Source organism: Aeromonas sp. V90_14 (assembly GCF_029967615.1).
GTDB lineage: Bacteria > Pseudomonadota > Gammaproteobacteria > Enterobacterales > Aeromonadaceae > Aeromonas > Aeromonas hydrophila.
Genome location: NZ_JASCAS010000028.1, coordinates 1 through 23679, shown reverse-complemented (window position 1 = coordinate 23679; position 23679 = coordinate 1). Strand labels below are relative to the sequence as shown.

General features: G+C 61.7%; 20 protein-coding genes, 1 pseudogene and 1 riboswitch. Of the genes and pseudogenes, 10 read left to right on the top strand and 11 right to left on the bottom strand.

The window, feature by feature from the left end; translation table 11 throughout:
- The first annotated feature begins 39 nt into the window (after nt 1-39).
- Entirely contained in the window at nt 40-2211 is a 2172-nt protein-coding gene (gene pta / locus QLG02_RS10430; protein WP_017410280.1) for a phosphate acetyltransferase, read from the top strand.
- A gap of 404 nt (nt 2212-2615) precedes the next feature.
- Here pta and ilvN read toward each other — a convergent pair whose 3' ends face one another.
- The 6 genes from ilvN to QLG02_RS10400 all read right to left on the bottom strand — a co-directional run bounded on the left by ilvN (nt 2616) and on the right by QLG02_RS10400 (nt 7857).
- A complete protein-coding gene (ilvN, locus tag QLG02_RS10425; RefSeq protein ID WP_011704829.1) occupies nt 2616-3110 on the bottom strand; it encodes an acetolactate synthase small subunit in 495 nt (164 codons plus the stop codon).
- 91 nt (nt 3111-3201) lie between these two features.
- Nucleotides 3202-4920, bottom strand: a complete 1719-nt coding sequence (locus QLG02_RS10420) for an acetolactate synthase 3 large subunit (protein WP_011704827.1) — start codon at nt 4918-4920, stop codon at nt 3202-3204.
- A 389-nt stretch (nt 4921-5309) separates the two neighbouring features.
- Nucleotides 5310-5462: a hypothetical protein gene (locus QLG02_RS10415; RefSeq protein WP_011704826.1), complete on the bottom strand. Its 153-nt coding sequence runs from the start codon at nt 5460-5462 to the stop codon at nt 5310-5312.
- A gap of 36 nt (nt 5463-5498) precedes the next feature.
- Entirely contained in the window at nt 5499-6608 is a 1110-nt protein-coding gene (locus QLG02_RS10410; protein ID WP_282465125.1) for an MJ1255/VC2487 family glycosyltransferase, read from the bottom strand.
- Nucleotides 6608-7108 (bottom strand): phosphatase PAP2 family protein, encoded by a 501-nt coding sequence (locus QLG02_RS10405; RefSeq protein ID WP_024944309.1) that lies wholly within the window; start codon nt 7106-7108, stop codon nt 6608-6610. The genes QLG02_RS10410 and QLG02_RS10405 overlap by 1 nt, the downstream gene beginning before the upstream one ends.
- Before the next feature lie 125 nt (nt 7109-7233).
- Complete coding sequence (locus QLG02_RS10400) at nt 7234-7857, bottom strand: TetR/AcrR family transcriptional regulator (RefSeq protein WP_011704823.1); 624 nt, start codon at nt 7855-7857, stop codon at nt 7234-7236.
- A 407-nt stretch (nt 7858-8264) separates the two neighbouring features.
- Here QLG02_RS10400 and leuA point away from each other — a divergent pair, with 407 nt between their 5' ends.
- The 5 genes from leuA to QLG02_RS10375 all read left to right on the top strand — a co-directional run bounded on the left by leuA (nt 8265) and on the right by QLG02_RS10375 (nt 14020).
- On the top strand, nt 8265-9839 hold the full coding sequence (gene leuA, locus QLG02_RS10395) for a 2-isopropylmalate synthase (protein WP_017410276.1): 1575 nt from the start codon (nt 8265-8267) through the stop codon (nt 9837-9839).
- Nucleotides 9840-9841: 2 nt separating this feature from the next.
- The gene (leuB, locus tag QLG02_RS10390) at nt 9842-10927 is read left to right on the top strand and encodes a 3-isopropylmalate dehydrogenase (RefSeq protein ID WP_282465124.1); all 1086 of its coding nucleotides are present in this window, start codon (nt 9842-9844) and stop codon (nt 10925-10927) included.
- Nucleotides 10928-10959: 32 nt separating this feature from the next.
- Entirely contained in the window at nt 10960-12357 is a 1398-nt protein-coding gene (leuC, locus tag QLG02_RS10385; protein WP_282465123.1) for a 3-isopropylmalate dehydratase large subunit, read from the top strand.
- A gap of 15 nt (nt 12358-12372) precedes the next feature.
- Nucleotides 12373-12972 (top strand): 3-isopropylmalate dehydratase small subunit, encoded by a 600-nt coding sequence (gene leuD, locus QLG02_RS10380; RefSeq protein ID WP_282465122.1) that lies wholly within the window; start codon nt 12373-12375, stop codon nt 12970-12972.
- 118 nt (nt 12973-13090) lie between these two features.
- Nucleotides 13091-14020 (top strand): transglutaminase domain-containing protein, encoded by a 930-nt coding sequence (locus QLG02_RS10375; RefSeq protein ID WP_282465121.1) that lies wholly within the window; start codon nt 13091-13093, stop codon nt 14018-14020.
- Nucleotides 14021-14119: 99 nt separating this feature from the next.
- Here the strand turns inward: QLG02_RS10375 and QLG02_RS10370 are convergent, their stop codons facing one another.
- Entirely contained in the window at nt 14120-14410 is a 291-nt protein-coding gene (locus QLG02_RS10370; RefSeq protein ID WP_017410271.1) for a PilZ domain-containing protein, read from the bottom strand.
- Nucleotides 14411-14501: 91 nt separating this feature from the next.
- A riboswitch (TPP riboswitch) is annotated at nt 14502-14592 on the top strand.
- Between the two features lie 51 nt (nt 14593-14643).
- Between QLG02_RS10370 and thiB the strand changes: the two genes are divergently transcribed.
- The 4 genes and pseudogenes from thiB to QLG02_RS10350 all read left to right on the top strand — a co-directional run.
- Nucleotides 14644-15624, top strand: coding sequence for a thiamine ABC transporter substrate binding subunit (gene thiB / locus QLG02_RS10365; protein WP_282465120.1), 981 nt, complete (start codon nt 14644-14646; stop codon nt 15622-15624).
- Complete coding sequence (gene thiP, locus QLG02_RS10360; protein WP_282465150.1) at nt 15621-17243, top strand: thiamine/thiamine pyrophosphate ABC transporter permease; 1623 nt, start codon at nt 15621-15623, stop codon at nt 17241-17243. The genes thiB and thiP overlap by 4 nt, the downstream gene beginning before the upstream one ends.
- A gap of 65 nt (nt 17244-17308) precedes the next feature.
- Nucleotides 17309-18016 carry a thiamine ABC transporter ATP-binding protein gene (thiQ, locus tag QLG02_RS10355; protein ID WP_085734595.1) on the top strand — a complete coding sequence of 236 codons (708 nt, stop codon included), beginning with the start codon at nt 17309-17311 and terminating at the stop codon, nt 18014-18016.
- A gap of 38 nt (nt 18017-18054) precedes the next feature.
- Nucleotides 18055-18197, top strand: a pseudogene (locus tag QLG02_RS10350) (thiamine ABC transporter ATP-binding protein); the annotation flags it as partial.
- 67 nt (nt 18198-18264) lie between these two features.
- On the opposite strand, the gene QLG02_RS10345 reads toward QLG02_RS10350, so the two are convergent.
- The 4 genes from QLG02_RS10345 to QLG02_RS10330 form a co-directional block, all read right to left on the bottom strand.
- Nucleotides 18265-19635 carry a PhoH family protein gene (locus QLG02_RS10345; protein ID WP_017410267.1) on the bottom strand — a complete coding sequence of 457 codons (1371 nt, stop codon included), beginning with the start codon at nt 19633-19635 and terminating at the stop codon, nt 18265-18267.
- A 208-nt stretch (nt 19636-19843) separates the two neighbouring features.
- Nucleotides 19844-20524, bottom strand: a complete 681-nt coding sequence (locus tag QLG02_RS10340; RefSeq protein WP_282465119.1) for an NrdJb — start codon at nt 20522-20524, stop codon at nt 19844-19846.
- 10 nt (nt 20525-20534) lie between these two features.
- Nucleotides 20535-22682 carry an adenosylcobalamin-dependent ribonucleoside-diphosphate reductase gene (locus tag QLG02_RS10335; protein WP_045528183.1) on the bottom strand — a complete coding sequence of 716 codons (2148 nt, stop codon included), beginning with the start codon at nt 22680-22682 and terminating at the stop codon, nt 20535-20537.
- A 207-nt stretch (nt 22683-22889) separates the two neighbouring features.
- Nucleotides 22890-23342, bottom strand: coding sequence for a pullulanase (locus QLG02_RS10330; RefSeq protein ID WP_011704809.1), 453 nt, complete (start codon nt 23340-23342; stop codon nt 22890-22892).
- Between the last annotated feature and the right edge of the window lie 337 nt (nt 23343-23679).

The window sequence follows — 23679 nt, the reverse complement described above, 5'->3', positions numbered from 1 at the left end:
GCAAGGCCGCCCAAGGGCGGCCTTTTCCTGATCCCAAAAATGAACAAGGGGTATAAAGTGGCACGCACTATTATGCTTATCCCGGTCGGCACTGGTGTCGGCGTAACTTCCGTGAGCCTTGGCGTTGTTCGCGCCATGGAGCGTCACGGTGTCAATGTCAGCTTCTTCAAACCGGTCGCTCAGCCGCGTCCGGGTGAAACCGGTACCGAGCGCTCCACCGCCGTGATCCGCGCCGCTGCCAACATCAACCCGCCCGAGCCGTTCGCCCTCTCCTACGCCGAGAACATGATCACCTCCAGCAACACCGACATCCTGCTGGAAGAGATCGTGGCCCGCTTCGAAGAGCACGTGAAGGCCAGCGGTGCCGAAGTGCTGGTCATCGAAGGCATGGTGCCGACCGACAAGCAGCCGTTTGCCAACAAGCTGAACTACGACGTCGCCAAGGCGCTGGACGCCGACATGGTGTTCGTGACCCATCCGGGCAACGACTCCAGCCAGAAGCTGAAAGAGCGCATCGAGCTGGCCTGCTCCAACTTCGGTGGCGTCAACAACCCCCGTATCGTTGGTTGCGTCATCAACAAGGTGGGTGCACCGGTTGACGAGCATGGCGTGACCCGCCCTGACCTGACCGAGATGTTCGAGGCCCACCACCACACCTCCGACGCCGCCCATAACCTGGAAGTGCTGCAGGTATTCGGCAAGAGCCCGCTGCGCATCCTCGGCTGCATCCCCTGGAATACCCAGCTGATCGCCCCGCGCGCCAAGGATCTCGCCAAGCACCTGGCCGCCAAGATCCTGCACAAGGGTGAGCTGGACAGCCGTCGTCTGCAGACCGTGACCTTCTGTGCCCGCTCCATCCACAACATGATCGAGCACTTCCGTCCGGGCAGCCTGCTGGTCACTTCCGGCGACCGCTCCGACGTCATCGTCTCCGCCTGCCTGTCCGCCATGAACGGCGTCAAGCTGGGTGCCCTGCTGCTGACCGGCAACTACCACCCGGAACCGCAGGTGATGGCGCTGTGCCAACAGGCCATGGCCACCGGCCTGCCGATCATGATCACCGGCACCAACACCTGGCAGACTGCCGTCAGCCTGCAGAACTTCAACGTCGACATTCCGGAAGATGACCGCGAGCGGATCGAACTGGTGCAGGACTATGTGGCCGGCCACATCGACAAGCACTGGATCGAGTCTCTCTCCGCCAAGTCCACCCGTTCCCGTCGCCTGAGCCCACCGGCTTTCCGCTACCAGCTGACCGAACTGGCCCGTCAGGCCAACAAGCGCGTCGTGCTGCCGGAAGGGGAAGAGCCGCGGACCATCAAGGCTGCCGCCATCTGTGCCGAGCGTGGCATCGCCCGTCCGGTCCTGCTGGGCAACCCGGAAGAGATCCGTCGCGTTGCCGAACAGCAGGGCGTGGTACTGACCGACCGCGTCGAGATCATCGATCCGGTTGCCGTGCGCGAGCGCTATGTGGCCCGTCTGGTCGAGCTGCGCAAGAACAAGGGCATGACCGAAGTGGTTGCCCGCGAGCAGCTGGAAGACAACGTGGTACTGGGTACCATGATGCTGGAACGCAATGAAGTTGACGGCCTGGTATCCGGTGCGGTGCACACCACTGCCAACACCATCCGTCCGCCGATGCAGATCATCAAGACCGCCCCGGGTTCTTCCCTGATCTCCTCCATCTTCTTCATGCTGCTGCCGGACCAGGTACTGGTCTACGGTGACTGCGCGATCAACCCGGATCCCACTGCCGAGCAACTGGCCGAGATAGCCATCCAGTCCGCTGACTCCGCTGCCGCCTTCGGCATCGAGCCGCGCGTCGCCATGATCTCCTACTCCACCGGCACCTCCGGCGCCGGCGCCGATGTAGAGAAAGTGCGTGAAGCCACCGAGCTGGCCAAAGCCAAGCGCCCCGACCTCATCATCGATGGCCCGCTGCAGTACGATGCGGCCATCATGGAGAACGTGGCCAAGTCCAAGGCACCGAACTCACCGGTTGCCGGTAAAGCCACCGTGTTCGTGTTCCCGGACCTGAACACCGGCAACACCACCTACAAGGCGGTACAGCGCTCTGCGGATCTGGTCTCCATCGGCCCGATGCTGCAAGGCATGCGCAAGCCGGTCAACGACCTGTCCCGTGGCGCCCTGGTGGACGACATCGTCTACACCATCGCCCTGACCGGTATCCAGGCAGCCCAGGCCGAGTAATCGACCGAGCTTATCCCTGTTGAAAAACCCGCCGCAAGGCGGGTTTTTTTATGGCTGACGGGCAGATGTTGATCCGCGAGATCAAATCAGGATCCAGTTCGGATCCCGTCTTCTCGTTCAGAGGCCAGCCCGGCAAGGGCAGCGGGATAAGCAAACGCTCACACCCGCCAGAGGCGATTGCACAATTGCACCCCAGCCGAGATCAGATCCAAATACTTCTTTAAGATCAGCACACTAACGTCAGACACACCGCTAATCTACAGACTTTTCCACAGCTTTTGTGGATAGTTTACCGATCATTTGAAAGAAAATGACAGACTCGTCCACTCCCCTACACAGCTTTGCGTCCATGAAAAAGGGGCTCCGAAGAGCCCCTTTGAACAACAAACCCGCTGGCCACCGGCTCAGGGGCGCAGCGCCTTGTCGGCACGGGAGATACCGCAGACGCCGGAGCGCACCACTTCGATGATCTCGTTGGTCTGGGCGGCCGTCTTGATGAAGGCGTCCAGCTTGTCGCTGGTACCCACCAGCTGCACCGTGTAGAGCTCGGGGGTGACGTCGACGATCTGGCCGCGGAAGATATCCGCCAGCCGTTTCAGCTCGTCACGGCCACCACCGGCGGCGCGCGCCTTGACCAGCGCGATCTCCCGCTCGATGTGTTCACCCTCGCTCAAGTCGCATACCTTGAGCACGTCCACCAGTTTGTGCAACTGCTTCTGGATCTGCTCCAGCACCCGCTCGTCACCCATGGTGACGATGGTCATGCGCGACAGGGTGGGATCCTCGGTGGGGGCCACCGTCAGGGTCTCGATGTTGTAGCCGCGCTGGGAGAAGAGGCCCACCACCCGGCTCAGGGCGCCGGATTCGTTCTCCAGCAGAACGGAAATTATATGTCTCATGATGTTTCCCCCGCCTTGCTCAGCCACATCTCGTTCTTGATGGAACCAAACCTGAGTTCCTTGAGCACGACCGAAATAATATGTTCCATCGTCAGGTTCTCTCCGTCTTGCTCAGCCACATCTCGTCCATGGCACCGAACTTTATCTGCATCGGATAGACGTGCTCATCCGGGTCGACCGAGATGTCCATGAACACCAGCCGATCCTTCATGGCGAAGGCCTTCTCCATGGCGCTCTCCAGCTCGGCCGGATCGCTCACCGCAATGCCGACGTGGCCGTAGGCTTCCGCCAGTTTGACGAAGTCCGGCAGCGACTCCATGTAGGAGTGGCTGTGGCGACCACCGTAGAACATCTTCTGCCACTGCTTGACCATGCCCAGCGCCCGGTTGTTGATGGAGATGATCTTGATGGGCACCCCGTACTGCATGCAGGTGGAGAGCTCCTGAATGTTCATCTGCACCGAACCGTCGCCGGTCACGCAGCAGACCACCGCATCCGGGTTGGCAAACTGGGCGCCCATGGCGGCCGGAATGCCGAACCCCATGGTGCCGAGGCCGCCGGAGTTGATCCACTGGCGCGGTTTGGCAAACGGGTAGTAGAGGGCGGCAAACATCTGGTGCTGGCCCACGTCGGAGGCCACGAACGCCTCCCCCTTGGTCACCTTGTAGAGAGTCTCGATCACCTGCTGTGGCTTGATCAGGGTGGGGTGGGTCTCGTAGGCCAGGCAGTTGCGCGAGCGCCACTGGCCGATCTGGCTCCACCAGTCCGCCAATACCTGCTTGTCGTTGTCGAAACCACACTCGCGGATCACTTCCAGCATCTGCTCCAGCACGGTTTCCACCGAGCCGACGATGGGCACATGGGCCTGCACCGTCTTGGAGATGGAGGTGGGATCGATGTCGATGTGAACTATGGTGGCGTTGGGGCAGAACTTGGCCACGTTGTTGGTGACGCGGTCATCGAAACGGGCACCCACGGCGAAGATCAGATCCGCGTTGTGCATGGTCTTGTTCGCTTCGAAGGTGCCGTGCATCCCCAGCATGCCGATAAATTGCGGATGGGTGCCAGAGAAGGCCCCCAACCCCATCAGGGTGGTGGTCACCGGCAGGTTCAACAGCTCCGCCAGCTTGGTCACCAGGTGATCCGCATTGGCATTGATGGCGCCGCCGCCGACGTACATCACCGGACGCTCGGCCTCCACCAGCAGCTTGGCGGCGCGCTTGATCTGCCCCTTGTGGCCCGACTTGGTCGGATTGTAGGAGCGCAGGGACACCGTCTCGGGATACTGATAGGGAAACTTCTCTTTCGGGTTCTGCACGTCTTTGGGCAGATCCACCACCACCGGCCCCGGGCGGCCACTGGCAGCAATGTAATAGGCCTTCTTGATGGCGTCGGGAATGTCGCTGGCCTTCTTGCACAGGAAACTGTGCTTCACCACCGGGCGGGAGATGCCGATCATGTCGGTCTCCTGGAATGCATCCTCCCCGATCATGCTGGTCGGCACCTGGCCGGACAGGATCACCAGGGGGATGGAGTCCATGTAGGCGGTCGCGATCCCCGTAATGCAGTTGGTGGCGCCGGGACCCGAGGTCACCAGCACAGTGCCCACCTTGCCGGTGGAGCGGGCGTAACCGTCCGCCATGTGCACCGCGGCCTGTTCGTGCCGCACCAGGACATGCTCCATCTTGCCGTTTTCAAAGAGAGCGTCATAGATGTCGAGCACTGAGCCACCAGGGTAGCCGAAAACGTGCTCAACTCCCTGATCTTCCAGCGCTCTAACCACCATCTGGGCGCCTGATAACATCTCCATGATAAAGCCCTCCAGGCTTTGCTCCGTTAAGCGAAAGCTATCGGCAGTCCGCTGCTTCCCGGCACCGCCAGTCCGTGCATTGTTGTTGTCTGAATACGGACCCGGCGAGTTCGGCGCTGTCGATAGTAGAAAAATAGGTTTTTTCCATCATTCACCCGAAAAGCGGGTGAAAAACCAACTTAACCCGCTTGTGAACGCTTGTCCACGGCTTTGTCTGACCAGAACAGTCATAAATTTCAAACAGCTATTAACATTCAGTGACTTGAGAAAAAGGGCGGGGACAATGCGAGGAAGTTGGGGGAATGACCAGCGGATCATGCTGCCACAGCAGCCCTGAATGGAAAAAAATAAGCCCACCGCCAGGGTGGGCCCGCAAGCCTGGCAGGGGATCAGTGATCCTCTTCCGGCTCCGCCAGCCAGATCTGCTGATCCGGATCCGTCTCCTCGCAGACCGAGATACTGACCCCCATGTCCAGCAGCTCGTGCAGGGTGAGATTGTCCGCCAGATTCATGGTGTCGCCGTTTTCATTGGTAAAGCGCATGGTGTCCGTCCTCTCCTTGGTGGGATCTCTCTCAGTCTAGTCAAAGGCGCTCACTTGCGATAACCAACTGCTGTTTAGCGGGCTGCCCCCCTCCAGTTCGCTCAGCCGATCGCACACCTCTTCCGGGAACAAGGTGCGAGCCCACAGCCGGCGGGAAAGCGCCGGCACGCTCTCCTGCGCTCCGTCCGCCAGCCAGCCCGCCAGCTCGCTGGCCACATCGGGGTAGATAATCTGGCCTGGGGCGGCGGCATCCAGCCAGGCCCGCACCGCGTTGGCATCGAGTGCATCCATCAGCCGGGCCAGCCCCATCAGCTCCAGGGTCTTGCTGTTGGTCAGCTGCTCGAACTGGCCCCCCAGCGGCTTGACCAGCAGCTTCTTGCCAAGGGAGAGCGCCTCCGAGGCGAGTTCGAAGCCACCGTTGGTGATGACCCCGCGACAGCCGGCCAGTATCTGCTTGAACCCCTCCCTGGCCTGCGGCTCGAAGGCTATGTTGCGCCACTGGCTGGCGCTGCGAATGGCCGGATGAAAGCAGACGAAGCGCTGCTGGTTGAAGCGCGACAGCAGGGCAGCGATCGCCTCGGTCTGCTCAAATGGCAGGTAGACCAGGATCTGCTGATTGTCGGGCGCAGGCGGGATGGCGTCTATGATGGGCGGCAGCAAGGGCTGACCGAAGTGGAACCAGTGCAACCCAAGCGCCTGGCGTACCGGCGCAAAGTGGCGCATCAGCTGACGGTTGAAGCCGCTCTCCCCCCAACGCGGAATGGGCCAGTCGAAGCTCGCCTGGTGGCTGATGGTGAGACTCGGCTTGCCCCAGCGGCGGGCGGCGTGGGCGCTGATCGGCTCGAAATCGCTGATGACGAGATCGTAGTCGCGGCAGTCGAGCGCCCGCATGTCGCGCCAGAAGCGCAGCGGCGAGAGCCCCTTGAGGGTTCGCCAGCCCGAGATGGCCCCCTCATGGCTGACGAAGGTGATGCCGGGAAAGGCACGATAATCGCCGAACTCGGCCATCTCGAAGTAGCCGTCCGCGGGGCGACCGCTGAACAGATAGTCCACCTCCAGACCACGGGCTCGCAGCGCCCGCGCCAGGGTGCGACTGCGGCTGATGTGACCGTTGCCGGTGCCCTGTACCCCGAACAGGATCCTCATCATTGGCCCCAGCCGAGCGCCAGCAGGGCGCAGCCGCCGCCGAGCAGGGCGCCGGCCACCAGATCGCTCAGATAGTGCACCCCGAGCAGCAGACGGGACGCCCCCACCAACGCGGCCCAGACAAACAGCAAGGGAGCCCAGAGCGGGAAGCTGGCGGCCAGCACGGTTGCCATCAGAAAAGCGGCGGCGGTGTGGCCGGAGGGCAGGCTGTAGCGATCGGAAGGGGTAATGAAGACCGGCAGCCCCGCCGGGCGCTGGCGCTTGAGCAGGTTCTTCAGCAGCAGGTAGAGCGGCAGCTCGAAGGCGAAGGCGAGCAGCGCCAGCTTCACCAGCTCGCGCTCGGCCTCCCCCTGCCACCAGAGCAGGGCCGCCAGTACGGCGTAGAGCGGGCCATCACCGGTACGGGAGATGAGCCGACTGATCCTGGCCTGTGGCCGGTTGTAGGCGTGGAGCAGGCAGATGCGGCACACCTGCAGGTCCCATTGCTGGATCTTGTTCATAACCCCTCCTTCCCTGAAGTCTTGGAGCAGACTAGGGCGACGGGGTGACACTTGGTTGAACGTGGGATAACAGATTTATGAAAAAAGGGCCGAATGGCCCTTTTTGCTGTCTAGGTGGCAAATGATCAGTTCAGGGTGCCGCGCAGACCGTTTTCCATCAGACGGCAGTTGTGATCCGCCAGGCGGGCCATGAAGTGTTCATCCACGGTCAGGCCGAACACCTGCTCGTAGAGATCCTTCATCACGAACGGCTGCCACATCATGCTGAGGAAGGAGATCTTCAGCATCTCGGGATCCAGGTTGTCACCCAGCTCGCCGTTGTTTTTCATGGACTCCAGCAAGGCATCGAACTGGGGCAGCTGGCGTTCCAGCAGGCGGTTCAGCACAAAATCCCGGCCTGGGCTCTTCTCGGTCGATAATGCGCTGGAGATGGCGGAGGTCAGCTCGCTGTTTGGCGCCATCACCTGATAGTAGGTGTTGAGCAGGTCGTTAAGGCTGCGGTTGCCGGCCTCATCGTGCCAGGCTTGATCCAGCGGCTCGGCCACATCGCCCAGCACCGCCTTGTAGAGACCCTCTTTGCTGCCGAAGTAGTAGTGGATCATCGCCAGATTGGAGCCAGCCAGCTCGGCGATCTCACGGGTCGTCACCTTGCTGTAGGGGGTGTTGAGAAAACGCTCACGGGCGGCAGAGAGCAACTTGTCACGAATGTCAGAACGTCCGACCGGACGACCAGGTCTACGTTTTTCCATTTAATACCTCGGATAATTCAGCAAAAACTGACAAGTCGATCTGATTGCACAGATGATCGAGTACAGCAGGAATGACCAGATAATCGTGCAAGGGCCGAATATGGGACAAGTAAATTTGCACTCCTTTACAATCCGATTAAATAAACCAGCGAAATGAACCGGGTCTGCGCGGTTGACACAGCATAAAAATCTCGATATTGGTAAAAGCGTTATCGACTGGAAGGATTGATTCATCATGCGTATTGCCGCTCCGCTACTACTAATCTCCCTAATCGCGACCAGTCGCGCGGGATCCTTGTAGCCGGGCTCAGGCATAGCCGGAATTTACAAAAACCCGTGCACCCTGCACGGGTTTTTTTATGCCAACGCAGGATGCACGTCACCGAACTTAGGAAGAGGGAAGTCACATGTCAGATCGGGTCATCATATTCGACACCACCCTGCGCGATGGTGAGCAGGCTCTGGCGGCCAGCTTGACGGTCAAGGAGAAGCTGCAGATCGCCCAGGCACTGGAGCGGCTCGGTGTCGACGTCATGGAGGTGGGGTTCCCGGTCTCCTCCCCCGGCGACTTTCAATCGGTGCAGACCATCGCCCGCCACATCAAGCAGAGCCGGGTCTGTGCCCTCGCCCGCGCCCTGCCCAAGGACATTGACGCCGCCGGCGAAGCCCTGCGGGTCGCCGAAGCGTTTCGCATCCACACCTTCATCTCCACCTCCTCCATCCACGTCGAGAGCAAGCTGAAGAAGAGCTTCGAAGACGTGCTGGAGATGGGGGTCAGCGCCATCAAGCATGCCCGCCGCTACACCGACGACGTGGAGTTTTCCTGCGAGGATGCGGGCCGCACCCCGATAGACAACCTGTGCCGCATGGTGGAAGCCGCCATCAAGGCCGGTGCCCGCACCATCAATATTCCCGATACCGTCGGCTACACGGTACCGACCGAGTTCTCCGGCATCATCCACACCCTGTTCAACCGGGTACCCAACATCGATCAGGCCATCATCTCGGTGCACTGCCACGATGATCTGGGCCTCTCGGTGGCCAACTCCATCGGCGCCGTGCAGATGGGGGCCCGCCAGATCGAGTGCACCATCAACGGCATCGGCGAGCGGGCGGGCAACTGCTCGCTGGAAGAGGTGGCGATGATCCTGAAGACCCGCGCCGACCTGCTCGGGGTACACACCAACATCCGCCACAGCGAAATTCATCGCACCAGCGCCCTGGTCAGCCAGCTCTGCAACATGCCGGTGCAGCCCAACAAGGCCATTGTCGGTGCCAACGCCTTCTCCCACAGCTCCGGCATCCACCAGGACGGCGTGCTCAAGGCGAAAAACACCTACGAAATCATCACCCCGGAGAGCATCGGCCTCACCCAGAACAACCTCAACATGACTTCCCGCTCCGGCCGCCACGTCATCAAGCACCGGATGGAGTCCATGGGCTACGCCGAGAGCAGTTACGACCTCGACGATCTCTACGGCAAGTTCCTCACCCTGGCCGACAAGAAGGGGCAGGTGTTCGATTACGATCTGGAGGCCCTCGCCTTCTTCAGCCAGATCCACGAAGAGCCGGAGCACTTCAAGCTGGAGTACCTCGGCGTGCAGAGCGGCAGCTCGGTGATGGCCACCGCCTCGGTGAAATTGAAGGTGGGCCAGGAGATCGTCAGCGAAGCCGCCACCGGCAACGGCCCGGTGGACGCGGTCTATCAGTGCATCAACCGCATCACCGGCTACGAGATCAGCATCGACAAGTACGAACTCAAGGGCAAGGGGGAAGGCAAGAACGCCCTCGGCCAGGTCGACATAGTCGCACAGTACAAGGGCCGCAAATTCCATGGCATGGGCCTGGCCACCGACATCATAGAGTCTTCCGCCCAGGCGTTGATCCACGTGATCAACAGCATCTGGCGCGCCGATCAGGTGGCCGAACAGATGGAACGCAACGTCGCAAAAACAGACAAGATCAATACGGAGAGCGTGTGAGTATGAGCAGTTATCGGATCGCAGTATTGCCGGGTGACGGCATTGGCCCGGAAGTGATGGCCGAGGCCGTCAAGGTGCTGGAAAAGGTGCAGGCCAGATTCGGCTTCGCCCTCGACTACGAGCGCCATGACGTGGGCGGTATCGCCATCGACAACCACGGCACCCCGCTGCCCCAGAGCACCATTGCAGGCTGCGAGGCGGCCGACGCCGTGCTGTTCGGCTCGGTGGGCGGCCCCAAGTGGGAGCACCTGCCCCCCAACGATCAGCCGGAGCGCGGCGCCCTGCTGCCCCTGCGCGCCCACTTCAAGCTGTTCTGCAACCTGCGTCCGGCCCGCATCTACACAGGTCTGGAGCAGTTCTCGCCGCTGCGGGCCGACATCTCGGATCGCGGTTTTGACATCGCCTGCGTGCGCGAGCTGACTGGCGGCATCTACTTCGGTCAGCCCAAGGGGCGTGAAGGGGAAGGCCCCACCGAGAAGGCATTCGACACCGAGGTGTACCATCGCTTCGAGATCGAGCGCATCGCCAAGATAGCGTTCGAGTCGGCTCGTGTTCGCCGTGGCAAAGTCACCTCCATCGACAAGGCCAACGTGCTCGCCTCCTCCATTCTGTGGCGCGAGGTGGTGACCAAAGTCGCCAAGTCCTATCCGGACGTGGCGCTCAATCACATGTACATCGACAACGCCACCATGCAGCTCATCAAGGATCCGTCCCAGTTCGACGTGCTGCTCTGCTCCAACCTGTTCGGTGACATCCTCTCCGACGAGTGCGCCATGATCACCGGCTCCATGGGTCTGCTCCCCTCCGCCAGCCTCAACGAATCGGGCTTCGGTCTGTTCGAACCAGCCGGTGGCTCGGCCCCGGATATCGCCGGCAAGGGCATCGCCAACCCCATCGCCCAGATCCTCTCCGCCGCCCTGATGCTGCGCTACAGCTTAGGGATGGAAGCCGCCGCCCAGGCCATCGAGCAGGCCGTGGCCCAGACCCTGGCCGAGGGTTACTTCACCGCCGACCTGCATCAGGCCAGCGCCCATCACCCGGTGCAGAGCACGGCCGAGATGGGCAGCCAGATCGCCGCGCGCATCTGACCCCACGGCATCGATAACAAGGAAACCGAGCAATGGCCAAGACCCTCTATCAGAAAGTATTCGACGCCCACGTGGTACGGGAAGTGGAAGGGGAAACCCCCCTCATCTACATAGACCGTCACCTGGTGCATGAAGTGACCAGCCCGCAGGCATTCGACGGCCTGCGCGCCATGAACCGCCAGCTGCGCCGCCCGGATCTGACCTGGGCCACCATGGATCACAACGTCTCCACCACCACCAAGGACATCGCCGCCTCCGGCGAGATGGCCCGCATCCAGATGGAGACGCTGGCCGCCAACTGCAAGGAGTTCGGAGTCCGTCTGTATGACCTGAACCACAAATATCAGGGTATCGTCCACGTGATGGGCCCCGAGCTCGGCATCACCCTGCCCGGCACCACCATCGTCTGCGGCGACTCCCACACCGCCACCCACGGCGCCTTCGGCTCGCTGGCATTCGGCATCGGCACTTCCGAGGTGGAACATGTGATGGCCACCCAGACCCTGAAACAGGGCCGGGCCAAGACCATGCGCATTTCGGTCAACGGCAAACTGGCCGCAGGCATCAGCGCCAAAGACGTGGTGCTGGCCATTATCGGCAAGGTCGGCCATGCCGGCGGTACCGGCTATGTGGTAGAGTTCGCTGGCGAGGCCATCGAAGGGCTCACCATGGAAGGGCGCATGACTGTGTGCAACATGGCCATCGAGCTCGGCGCCAAGGCCGGCATGATCGCCCCCGACCAGACCACCATCGACTACATCCGTGGCAAGGAGTTCGCTCCCAAAGGCGAGGCGCTGGAACAGGCCATCGCCTACTGGCAGAGCCTCAAGAGCGACGAAGGTGCCCACTTCGATGCCGAAGTGGTGCTCGACGCCGCCGACATCGCCCCGCAGGTCACCTGGGGCACCAACCCGGGCCAGGTGATCGCCGTCAATGACCCCATTCCGGCGCCGGAATCCTTCAGCGATCTGATGGAGCAGCAGTCCGCCCGCAAGGCGCTCGCCTACATGGACCTGCAACCGGGTCAGAAGCTCTCCGACGTGGCCATCGACAAGGTGTTCATCGGCTCGTGCACCAACAGCCGCATCGAGGATCTGCGCGCCGCCGCCGCCATCGCTCGCGGTCGCAAGGTCGCCGCAGGGGTACAGGCCCTGGTGGTGCCGGGCTCCGAGCAGGTGAAGGCCCAGGCCGAAGCCGAGGGTCTGGACAAGATCTTCATCGAGGCTGGCTTTGAGTGGCGTCTGCCCGGCTGCTCCATGTGCCTGGCCATGAACAACGACCGGCTGCAACCGGGGGAGCGCTGCGCCTCCACCAGCAACCGCAACTTCGAAGGGCGTCAGGGCCGCGCCGGCCGCACCCATCTGGTGAGCCCGGCCATGGCCGCCGCCGCCGCCGTCACCGGCCGCTTCGCCGATATTCGTGCGCTGTAATTGGAGAGCAACAAGATGACAGGATTCAAACAGCATACAGGGATCGTCGTCCCCCTCGACAGCGCCAACGTCGACACCGACGCCATCATTCCCAAGCAGTTTCTGCAGAAGGTCAACCGCATCGGTTTTGGCAAGCACCTGTTCCACGACTGGCGCTTCCTGGACGATGCCGGTCAGCAGCCCAACCCCGAGTTCGTGCTCAATCAGCCGCAGTTCGCCGGTGCCAGCATTCTGCTGGCCCGCGAGAACTTCGGCTGCGGCTCGAGCCGCGAGCATGCCCCCTGGGCGCTGGCGGACTACGGCTTCAAGACCATCATTGCCCCGAGCTTTGCCGACATCTTCTACGGCAACGCCATCAACAACGGCATGGTGCCGGTGCGCCTGAAGGAGGAGGAGGTCGAGGCCCTGTTCCAGCTGGTTGCCACCCAGCCGGGCATCGAGATCGAAGTGGATCTGGAGGCCAATCAGGTGCGCGCAGGTCGCCTCCGTTTCGGTTTCGAGATCGACGAGTTCCGCCGTTACTGCCTGCTCAACGGTCTGGACGCCATCGGCCTGACCCTGCAGCACGAAGCCGCCATCAGCGCCTTCGAGGCGAAGCAGCCCAGCTGGATTTGACCCATCAGGTGCCATAAAACGAGTAGAATCAACAGGGAGCCGCGGCTCCCTGTTTTATTGTCAGGCCAGCCTATACACCATGGCTGGCCACCTCTTGTATGCCCGACGGGACACTCGAATGAAGATGACGATCGCCCTCCCCCTGCTCTGCGGCCTCTGGCTGGCGCTGCCGGTCTGTGCCGGGCAGACCTATTTCAACAGCAGCGGCGGGCAGCTCAACGTCGGCTGGCAGGACAAGGACGGCAAGGCACAGCAGCTAACCTATCGGCTGGAGGCGGGCAAGCTGCCGCCACTCATCGCCTATCGGCCGGCCCGCATGCAGGAGGACGTGCTGCAGAGCCTGCTGCAACAGGGGATGGCCGAGTTTCCTACCGTGCAGTTTTCCCTCTCTCGCCCCCAGATGGAGCTCAAGATCAAGGGGCGCCAGCCCGAGCAGGTCAACAAGGCCATGGGCTGGCTCACCCAGCAACGGGACAAGCTGGAAGCCAAGTGGCTCAAGCAGCACTATTTCCAACCCTTCACCGCCCCCGATGGCGCCGCCGCCATCAAGCAGGACCATGTGCGCATCGCGCTGGAGAGCCGCAGCGAGCTGGCACCACTGGCCGAGCAGCTCAAGCAGCAGGGCAGCACCGAGACCGAAGCCCGCCAGAAGACGGTGGCCCATATGCTCGACTTCGTGCAGTCCATCCCCTATCAGCTGCTCGACAGCCAGTCTGGGCGCCAGGGGAAGGGCTTTTTAAGCCCGCGCCAGGTGCTGGAGCAGAACCAGGGCGACTGCGACAGCAAGGTGACCCTGATGGCCGCCATGCTGGCCCAGCTTTTTCCCGAATTGAAACAGGCCATGGTGTTCGTGCCGGGTCATGCCCTGCTGGGAGTGGCGCTGCCAGCCAAGCCGGGTGAGGCCACCCTGAACCAGGAAGGGGAAACCTATCTGCTGATGGAGCCCACCGGCCCGGCCCAGTTGGCAATGGGCCAGCTGGCGCCAACCAACAAGACCCTCATCGACAGCAAGCAGCTGAGCGTGCAGCCGGTTCGCGCGGACAAGTAGCGCTGCTCGCCGGAGTTGTCGTAAACATGAGGGAGCACGCCAGAATGAAATCGACCAGCGCGGGGCTGGTCGATGCATGACGAAGGGTGTGACGGCCGGTCAGGCGAGGGCCTGGAACTCGATGGCCAGCAGCAGTCCATCCTCTTCTTCCAGCACCCGGATGATGCGGGCCTGCGCCTCGAAGGGGGGCAGCAGGTTGTTGTTGGTGGCCAGGCTCACCCGGATGGGTTGGCTCACATCGAGCTGATGCTCGGCGACGGCGATCCCCATGCCGTTGGCGCTGAGATCCCGGCAGACCCCTTCCAGTACCTGCTGTTGCTGAAAGATGGTGACGGGGGCATTGATTATCATGCGCTGGAAGGCGCGTCTTTCCTTGGTGCTGGTGATCACGCGAACATCCTCTGTTGTCTGACGCCGTCTCGCTGGCCCGCAGGAACAATTGTGCTGGCCTCCCCCCAAGAACGTTAATACAATGCGGTTCGTTTCTCAAACGGGGTGCGGTTTACCGCTGAGATTATACCCGTGAACCTGATCCAGATAATGCTGGCGGAGGAATTTGAGGCATGGCGCTCATTTTTTGCGCCCTCATCCGCTGGCACCTCATTGCTAAGGGAGTGCCGCTCATGAAAACCCTGCTGCTGGTCGCCACCAGCCTGCTCAGTGCCCAGGCCTTCGCGGCCGACACCCTCACCGTCTACACCTACAACTCCTTCACCGCCGAATGGGGACCCGGTCCCAAGATCAAGCAGGCCTTCGAGAAAGAGTGCGGCTGCACCCTCAAACTGGTGCCGCTTGAAGATGGCGTGGCCATCCTCAACCGGCTGCGGCTGGAGGGCAAACACAGCAAGGCCGATCTGGTGCTGGGGCTGGACGATGCGCTCGTCAGCGAAGCCAAGCAGAGCGGTCTGTTTGCCCCCCACGGCAGCAAGCTGGACGGGGTCAAGGTACCGGGCGGCTGGCAGGACGATACTTTCGTCCCCTACGACTACGGCTACTTCGCCTTCGTCTACGACCAGAGCAAGCTCAAGAACCCGCCCAAGAGCCTGAAAGAGCTGGTAGAGCGCCCCGATCTCAAGGTGATCTATCAGGATCCGCGCACCTCCACCCCGGGTCAGGGGCTGATGCTGTGGATGAAGTCGGTCTACGGGGATGAAGCGCCCGCCGCCTGGGCGCAACTGGCCAAGAAGACGGTCACCGTCACCAAGGGCTGGTCCGAGGCCTACGGCATGTTCCTCGACGGCGAGGCGGACATGGTGCTCTCCTACACGACCTCCCCCGCTTACCACCTGATTGCCGAGAACAAGCCCCAGTATCAGGCCGCGACGTTTGAGGAGGGTCACTACCGCCAGGTGGAAGTAGCCGCCAAGCTCAGCAGCGCCACCCAGGGCAAGCTGGCGGATAAGTTCCTGCAGTTCATGACAAGCCCCGCGTTCCAGAACGAGATGGCGACCGGCAACTGGATGTATCCGGTGATCGACACGCCGCTGCCCAAGGGCTTCGAGCAGATGATCACCGTAGCTAAGCCGCTCGCCTTCAGCAGCGATGAGGTGGCCGCCAACCGCAAGAACTGGATCCGCGAGTGGCTGCAAGCCGTCACCCAGTGAGCCCTATCTTCGCCAGAGTGCAGGCTCGCCCCCTCTGGTGGCTGCCGGGCAGTGCCGCCACCCTGATCATCCTGCTGCTCTCCCTGGGGCCGCTGGCGGCCCTGTTGTGGCAGGCCGGGGCGCTGGCGCCCCGTACCCTGCTGGCCGACCCCTACCTGCGCCACGTGCTGGGCTTCAGCCTCTGGCAGGCGCTGCTCTCCACCCTGCTGAGCCTGGGGCTGGCCATTCCGGTGGCCCGCGCGCTGGCGCGGCGCCGCTTTCCGGGGCGCACCCTGCTTATCAAGCTGTTCGGCCTTTCGCTGGTATTGCCGGTCATCATTGCCGTCTTCGGCATCGTCGCGGTACACGGCAAACAGGGCTGGTTGCCACAGCTGCTGCACGGGCTGGGGCTCGCCCCCGGCAATTATCTTTATGGTCTGTTCGGCATCCTGCTGGCCCACATCTTCTTCAACATGCCGCTGGCGGCACGCCTGTTGCTGCAGAGCCTAGAGGGCATCCCCGAGTCCTCCTGGCGCCTCGCCAGCCAGCTCGGCATGCGCTCCTCTCACATCTTCCGGCTGCTGGAGTGGCCGTTGATCCGGGCCCAGTTGCCAGGCTTGGCCAGCCTCATCTTCATGCTCTGCTTTACCAGCTTCGCCACCGTGCTGGCGCTCGGGGGTGGCCCCAAATCCACCACCCTGGAGGTGGCCGTCTATCAGGCGCTGCGCTTTGACTTCGATCTCGCCACCGCCGGCGGACTGGCGCTGGTGCAGCTCATCCTGACCGCCGCCCTGCTGATGCTGCAGCACAAGCTGCAGAGCAGCCCGCCCAGCCGGATCACCTCTCATCGCCCCTGTCTGCGCCCGGACCGCCATCAGCCGGGAACCGGTCTGGTGGACGCCCTCGCCCTCAGTATCGGGCTGGCGGTATTCCTGCCCCCCTTGCTGGCCATCGTGGTAGCCGGCCTCAACCCTGGCCTGCCAGATGCACTGACCTCAAGCAAGTTGTGGCTGGCCAGCGGCCAGTCGCTGCTGATCGCGCTGGCGGCGGGCAGCCTGGCCACTCTGCTCGGCAGTGCGCTGCTGCTCACCAGCCGTCACCTGCGCGTGCGGGATCGCAAGCGGCGGGCCGCCGCCCTGTGGGAGGCCAGCGGCTCGGTGATCCTGATGATCCCGGCGGTGGTCCTCTCCACCGGCCTGTTCATCCTGTTCATGCCGTTCGCCGACGTGTTCGCCCTCGGTCCCTGGCTGGTGGTACTGGTCAACGCCCTGATGGCGCTGCCCTATGTGTTGCGTACCCTCTCCGCCCCCATGCAATTGGTGGTTCGCCAGTACGACAGGCTGGCCGACAGCCTGGGGGTACGCGGACTGCATCGACTGCGGCTGGTGGAGTGGCCCCTGCTGCGCCGCCCGCTGGCCCAGGCGGCCGCGCTCTCGATGATCCTGTCGCTGGGAGATCTCGGCGCCATCGCCATGTTTGGCAGCCAGGAGCTCACCACCCTGCCCTGGCTGCTCTATCAACAGCTCGGCAGCTATCGGCTGACCGAGGCGGCCGCCACCGCCCTGCTGCTGCTGATCCTCTGTTTCTCGCTGTTCTGGCTGATTGAACGTGGCCTGGGAGGCAAGCATGCCGATCACTGAAGCGCACGCCCCAACCGTTTATTCGGCCGCTCCGGCCGGTCGAACAGCCCCTTGGAGAAGAGCACATGCTGAATATTGATCAGCTGGTCACCAGCTACCCGGACTGGCGCGTCAGCTTCAGCGCCACCCTGCCCAAGGGGGAGATCACCGCGCTGATCGGCCCGAGCGGCGCTGGCAAGTCGACCCTGCTCGGCATGATCGCCGGTTTCGTGCCGGTAGAGTCCGGCGCCCTCGACTTCGATGGCGAGGATCTGTTGCCGCTGGGCCCGGCCGCGCGGCCGGTCACCACCCTGTTTCAGGATCACAACCTGTTCCTGCACCTGTCGGTGTTCGACAACATCGCCATCGGCCTGCACCCCGGTCTGCGCCTGAACGCGGCCCAACGGGCCCAGGTGAAGGATGCCGCGAGCCGGGTCGGTCTCGGCGAGATGCTCACCCGGCTGCCGGAACAACTCTCCGGCGGCCAGCAACAGCGAGTCGGGCTGGCCCGCGCCCTGGTGCGGGGCAAGCCGCTGTTGCTGCTGGATGAACCCTTCTCGGCGCTCGATCCGGCCCTGCGCCGGGAGATGCTGGCGGAAGTGGCGAGGCTTGCCTGCGAGCAGGGCATTACCGTGCTGATGGTGTCTCACAACCCGGAAGATGCCCAGCTCATCGCCGATCAAGTGTTGTTCGTGGACGAGGGGCGCATCGCCCTGCAGGGTACGCCGGACATCCTGCACAACAGCGACCACCCCGGGCTGCTGCGCTATCTTGGCCGCGCGCTAGCGCCATAGTGAATGGCTAACGAGCTGATGGTATCCCCCTGTCATTGCCGGAGGATGCCCAGCTGATTGCGCCGACCAGGTGTTGTTCGTGGATGAGGGGCGCATCGCCCTGCAGGGTACGCCGGACATCCTGCACAACAGCGATCACCCCGGGCTGCTGCGCTACCTTGGCCGCACGCAGGAGCAATAACCGGCGACGGGATCAAAAAAGGGAAGCCAAGTGGCTTCCCTTTTTCATACGAAGATAGTCAATCAAATCAGAGGTTTTCCTCGGCGAAGGAGGCGAGCTTGCTGCGCACCACCCCGTTCAGGAAGATGTTGGCACTGCCGTCGAAATCTTTGAAACGCTCGACGATATAGGTCAGACCCGAAGTCACCGGGCTCAGGTAGTTGGAGTCGATCTGGGCCAGGTTGCCGGAGCAGACGATCTTGGTGCCCTCGCCACAGCGGGTGATGATGGTCTTGATCTGGGACGCGGTCAGGTTCTGACACTCGTCCAGCAGCACGAAGGTGTTCTGGATGCTGCGCCCGCGCATGAAGTTGACCGATTTGAACTGGATGTTGGCCTTCTCCATGATGTAGCTGAGGGACCCGCTCATGTTCTCGTCCTGCTTGTGCAGCACCTCCAGGGTGTCGGTCACCGCCGCCAGCCAGGGCATCATTTTCTCTTCTTCGGTGCCAGGCAGGAAGCCAATGCTCTCGGCGATTTCCGGGGTATTTCGGGTGACGATCACCTTCTCGTAGATCCCCTTCTCGATCACCAGCTCCAGTGCGGCGGCCATGGCCAGCAGGGTCTTGCCGCAACCCGCCGGGCCGGTCAGGATCACCAGGTCGATGTGCGGATCGAGCAGCGCATCGAGCGCCATCCCCTGATAGACGTTCTTGGGATGTACCCCCCACGCCTTGCGTGACATCAGCCGCTCGCGCCCCAGATCCTTGATGCGGATCTTCTGGTTGTCGTGGCTGAGCACCCGAGCGGCGAAGAAGTTCTCTTCATCGATCAGGTACTGGTTGACGTGAATGCCCTCCAGCAGGTTGGCATCGATGACGTGAACGGTATCGCGGCCATGGGTCTCGCTGTCGCACTCGCCGACCCGCTCCCAGAAGCTGCCTGGCACCACCTGGAAGCCCTTGGCCAGCAGGCGGATGTCGTCGATCAGCTGGTCGCTGCGGTAATCCTCGACGTGGGCAAGCCCGGCGCCCTTGGCCTTGAGCCGCATGTTGATGTCTTTGGTGACCAGCACCACCTGACGTTTCAACTCGTGCTTTTGCAGGTAGAGGGCCGCGTTGATGATGCGGTTGTCGGCCTCCTTGTCGGTGAACACCTCGGCATCCTGCGGCAGATGATGGTCACTGAAGATGGAGATGTGACCGCTCGCCTCACCGGCCAGCGCTACCCCTTGCGCAATCTGTTCCGGCGTTGCATCGCGGAATACATCCTCCAGCGCCCGGATGGCCACCCGCGCATCACGGCTGACGTCCTTGTGGCGATCCTTGATGTTGTCGAGCTCTTCCAGCACCGTCATGGGGATGAGCACGTCGTGCTCTTTGAAGGAGTAGATGGCAAGGGGTTCGTGAAGCAGAACGTTGGTATCCAGGATAAACAGCTTTCGGTCCGTGTTGTCCATAAGCATCCTCCTTGGCACTGAAGGTGCCACGTGTGTGAATCTCAGATGTCATTGAAACCACACGGCCGTGACAGTTTTATTACCCCCAACGCTACGCCCGATTTTACTATCGCGCAACAAATCGCGTGTACCGCCGGTGCGTTCGAACAGAAAAGCAGCAATGAAAAAGGCCGGCACCAAGGCCGGCCTGTTGTCTGCGCTCAATCACTCAACCGCACTTGGAATCGCCACAGCTGAGGCAGGTCATGCAGCCATCCTTCTGCACCAGCGCCTTGCTGTGGCACTTGTAGCAAAGCGCCGCACCGGGTGGAAAACCGCTGCCGGCCTGCTGCTCTTCGGCCTGTTGCCGGACTTGCAGCTCGGCCTGCTTGTCGGCCAGGAACGCCTGCTGGTGTTCATCCAGCCCGGCCACCTTGAGCATGCCGATCTCGGTGAGATGGGTTTCGATCACATTGCCAATTTCGGCGATAAGCGAGGGTACATACTTGCCCTTGTTCCAGTAGCCACCCTTGGGATCGAACACCGAACGCAGCTCCTCCACCAGGAAGGTGACGTCCCCCCCCTTGCGAAACACCGCCGAGATGATGCGGGTCAGCGCCACTATCCACTGATAGTGCTCCAGGCTTTTCGAATTGATGAAGATCTCGAACGGGCGGCGAGTCTCGTGCACCGTCCCCTCGTTGAGAATGATGTCGTTGATGGTGATGAACAGCGAGTGCTCGGAGACATGCTCCGGCGTCTTCAGCTTGTAGGTGGTGCCCATCAACCGCTCCGGCCGCAGCACCGTCTCGTGCATGTGAACCACGTCATCCTGCACAGGGGGTTGCTGCGGTTCATCCCGGGTTTTCACCTGGTAGGCGACGATTTTCCTGTCTATTTTCTTGACCATGCGCTCGTCCTCAGAATTTACCGTAATAGCCTTCTTTCAAGGCATCGTAGAGGTTGGCAGCGGTATGCAGCTCGCCGTCGTATTCGATCTCTTCGTTCCCTTTCGCCGTGACGACCGAGCCATCCTCCAGGGTGAACTCGTACAGGGTGTTCTCCAGATCCTGCTCCTTCACCAGCACCCCCTGGAAGGCTGCCGGGTTGAAGCGGAAGGTGGTGCAACCCTTGAGCCCCGAATCCGACGCATAGAGGTAGATGTCCTTGAACTGCTCGAACGGAAAATCGGTCGGCACGTTGGCCGTCTTGGAGATGGAGGAGTCGATCCAGCGCTGGGCCGCCGCTTGAATGTCTACGTGCTGGGCCGGGCTGATGTCGTCGGCGGTGATGAAGTAATCCGGCAAGCGGGTCGCCTCATCCTCGGCATAGGGCATGGCAGCCGGATTGACCAGCTCGCGGTAGGCCAGCAGCTCATAGGAGTAGACATCCACGCTCTCCTTGCTCTTCTTGCCCGGCTTGATGACGTTGCGACTGTAGTGATGGGCAAAGCTCGGCTCGATGCCATTGCTGGCGTTGTTGGCCAGCGACAGCGAGATGGTGCCGGTCGGTGCAATGCTGCTGTGGTGGGTGAAACGCCCACCCACCTCGGCCAGCTCGGCAACCAGGGCGGGATCCACCTCGGCCACCTGTTGCATGTAGCGGCTGTAGCGGGCGTGCAACACCTTGCCCTTCACCTTGTCACCGAGCTTGATGCCGTCTGCCGCCATCTCGGGGCGTAGCCTCAGCAGCTTGCCGGTCACTTCGAACTCCAGCTCCATGATGGGGGCCGGGCCCTTCTCCTTCGCCAAGGCCAGGGACTCGCGCCAGCCGGTCATGGCCAGCTCCTGAGATACCTGCTCGGTAAAGGCGACGGCGGCGGCAGAGCCGTATTTTATCCGCAGCATGGTGAGGGCCGAGCCGAGGCCGAGGAAGCCCATGCCATGACGGCGTTTGCTGATGATCTCTTCGCGCTGCTTGGCAAGCGGTAGCTGGTTGATCTCCACCACGTTGTCCAGCATACGGGTGAAGATGGCCACAACCTTGCGAAACGCGGACCAGTCGAAGGCGGCCTGTTCGGTGAAAGGGTCGCGCACGAACCGGGTCAGGTTGACCGAGCCCAGCAGGCAGGCGCCATAGGGGGGAAGAGGCTGCTCACCACAGGGATTGGTGGCGCGGATCTCCTCGCAGAACCAGTTGTTGTTCATCTGGTTGACCTTGTCGATCAGGATGAAACCGGGCTCGGCATAGTCATAGGTGGAGCTCATGATGACGTTCCACATCTTGCGTGCGGGGAGCGTCTTGTAACGCTTGCAGGCAACCAGCCCCAACTCGTTGATGACCACCCCTTCCTTGTTCGGCCAATCGGCCCAGATCACCTGCTCGGGATCGTCCAGCACGATGCTGTCCTGCTCCACCTCCTTGGCGGTGTAGGGGAAGATCAGCGTCCAGGGGGCATCCTCCTTCACCGCCTTGACGAACTCCTCGGTGATGAGCAGGGAGAGGTTGAACTGGCGCAGCCGCCCATCTTCCCGCTTGGCCTGAATGAACTCGACAACATCGGGATGACGGATATCCATGGTGCCCATCTGGGCGCCACGACGACCACCGGCGGACGAGACGGTGAAACACATCTTGTCGTAGATATCCATGAAGGAGAGCGGGCCCGAGGTGTAGGCTCCCGCGCCGGAGACGAAGGCGCCACGGGGACGCAGGGTCGAGAAGTCATAGCCGATGCCGCAGCCCGCCTTCAGGGTCAACCCCGCCTCGTGCACCTTACTGAGGATGTCGTCCATTGAATCCTCGATGGTACCGGAGACGGTGCAGTTGATGGTCGAGGTCGCCGGCTTGTGCTCGAAGGCTCCCGCATTGGACGTGATGCGTCCCGCCGGGATGGCGCCGTTGCGTAGCGCCCACAGGAAGGGCTCATACCAGACGTCTGGCTCCGACTCCTGGCCAGCCAGGGCAAGGGCGACCCGCTGGTAGGTTTCATCGATCGTGCCATCAATGGGGACGCCATCCTTGCTCTTGAGACGATACTTGCTGTCCCAGATCTCGAAGGACGTTTCCTGCAAGGGGATCAGGCGAGAGGCGCTCTCACTCTCCTGCACCGGGTTGGATTTAGCCATGTTCAATCAACCTCATGTGAATGGAACAACGTCACGACAGTAGCAACAAACACAACCAATAGCGAACAAACAAAATAAAAACACTATATGTAGTATTTTTAATGACGAGACATCCTGTTCCATCCTAAAAAAACGCCCCGGCCAGCAGTGGGCTGGGCCGGGGCATTGACCGATTCATCGCCCGGGAAACTTGCTTCCCGGTCCAGATCAGGGTTTCTTGACGTACACGGTCGGGGTATCGCCCGCCATGTTCAGATAGAACTCATAGACGCCATCCGCATCCGGCGAGAACTTCATGTCTTCATACTTGGAGCAGGGGTTGACCGGCACGGCTTCACCACCCAGCACGGCAACACCGTCACTCGGGCTCTTGTAGCCGAAGTTGGTACCACAGCTCCAGCCGGAGTCGGCGAACTTGAACTTGTAGGGAGCCCACTCTTTCTTGAGCGTTCCCTTGGCCATGTAGAGCTTGTCGGCCACCTTGACCACCTTGCTCGCGTCGGTTGCCATCCAGTCGTTCATCTCCCCACGCAGGTAGATGGACTTGCCACCGAAATCGCTGTTGTCCGCAGCCGCTTGTTCAGCGCCACCGTGAGATGCGCAACCGCCTAATACCAGGGTTCCCGCCGCCAGCATCATCGTTACTGTTCTTTTGAACATGTGTCCATTCCTCAGATTATTGTGATTCCTTGGCCCATCGAACGTGGGCAGACGAATTAAAGCAGAGCGGGCATCACAAGAAAGGTAGAGACATCACATTCTGTGCTTTTTCTGTTCAGCAATTGAATTGATGGACAAATATCAGCCAGACAAAAGGTGGACCATATAAGGAGCGAGGTCAGAGAAGATGATCTTGGACTATCAAATAAACGGGGTTCAGAGAGGAAAAGACTGAATTTCAGGCAATAAAAAACCCCGCTCAGATGAGCGGGGTTTCTCGTGTTGGGTGCCTGGCAGTGTCCTACTCTCGCATGGCGAATGCCACACTACCATCGGC

Bases quoted from the DNA above. Each gene is read 5' to 3' on its own strand.
- pta (WP_017410280.1), top strand. From the start codon at position 40: ATGAACAAGGGGTATAAAGTGGCACGCACTATTATGCTTATCCCGGTC.
- QLG02_RS10410 (WP_282465125.1), bottom strand. From the start codon at position 6,608: ATGAGGATCCTGTTCGGGGTACAGGGCACCGGCAACGGTCACATCAGC.
- QLG02_RS10415 (WP_011704826.1), bottom strand. From the start codon at position 5,462: ATGCGCTTTACCAATGAAAACGGCGACACCATGAATCTGGCGGACAAT.
- leuD (WP_282465122.1), top strand. From the start codon at position 12,373: ATGACAGGATTCAAACAGCATACAGGGATCGTCGTCCCCCTCGACAGC.
- thiQ (WP_085734595.1), top strand. From the start codon at position 17,309: ATGCTGAATATTGATCAGCTGGTCACCAGCTACCCGGACTGGCGCGTC.
- QLG02_RS10330 (WP_011704809.1), bottom strand. From the start codon at position 23,342: ATGTTCAAAAGAACAGTAACGATGATGCTGGCGGCGGGAACCCTGGTA.
- thiB (WP_282465120.1), top strand. From the start codon at position 14,644: ATGAAAACCCTGCTGCTGGTCGCCACCAGCCTGCTCAGTGCCCAGGCC.
- QLG02_RS10375 (WP_282465121.1), top strand. From the start codon at position 13,091: ATGAAGATGACGATCGCCCTCCCCCTGCTCTGCGGCCTCTGGCTGGCG.
- QLG02_RS10345 (WP_017410267.1), bottom strand. From the start codon at position 19,635: ATGGACAACACGGACCGAAAGCTGTTTATCCTGGATACCAACGTTCTG.
- leuB (WP_282465124.1), top strand. From the start codon at position 9,842: ATGAGCAGTTATCGGATCGCAGTATTGCCGGGTGACGGCATTGGCCCG.
- ilvN (WP_011704829.1), bottom strand. From the start codon at position 3,110: ATGAGACATATAATTTCCGTTCTGCTGGAGAACGAATCCGGCGCCCTG.
- leuC (WP_282465123.1), top strand. From the start codon at position 10,960: ATGGCCAAGACCCTCTATCAGAAAGTATTCGACGCCCACGTGGTACGG.
- leuA (WP_017410276.1), top strand. From the start codon at position 8,265: ATGTCAGATCGGGTCATCATATTCGACACCACCCTGCGCGATGGTGAG.
- QLG02_RS10420 (WP_011704827.1), bottom strand. From the start codon at position 4,920: ATGGAGATGTTATCAGGCGCCCAGATGGTGGTTAGAGCGCTGGAAGAT.
- QLG02_RS10340 (WP_282465119.1), bottom strand. From the start codon at position 20,524: ATGGTCAAGAAAATAGACAGGAAAATCGTCGCCTACCAGGTGAAAACC.
- QLG02_RS10405 (WP_024944309.1), bottom strand. From the start codon at position 7,108: ATGAACAAGATCCAGCAATGGGACCTGCAGGTGTGCCGCATCTGCCTG.
- QLG02_RS10335 (WP_045528183.1), bottom strand. From the start codon at position 22,682: ATGGCTAAATCCAACCCGGTGCAGGAGAGTGAGAGCGCCTCTCGCCTG.
- QLG02_RS10400 (WP_011704823.1), bottom strand. From the start codon at position 7,857: ATGGAAAAACGTAGACCTGGTCGTCCGGTCGGACGTTCTGACATTCGT.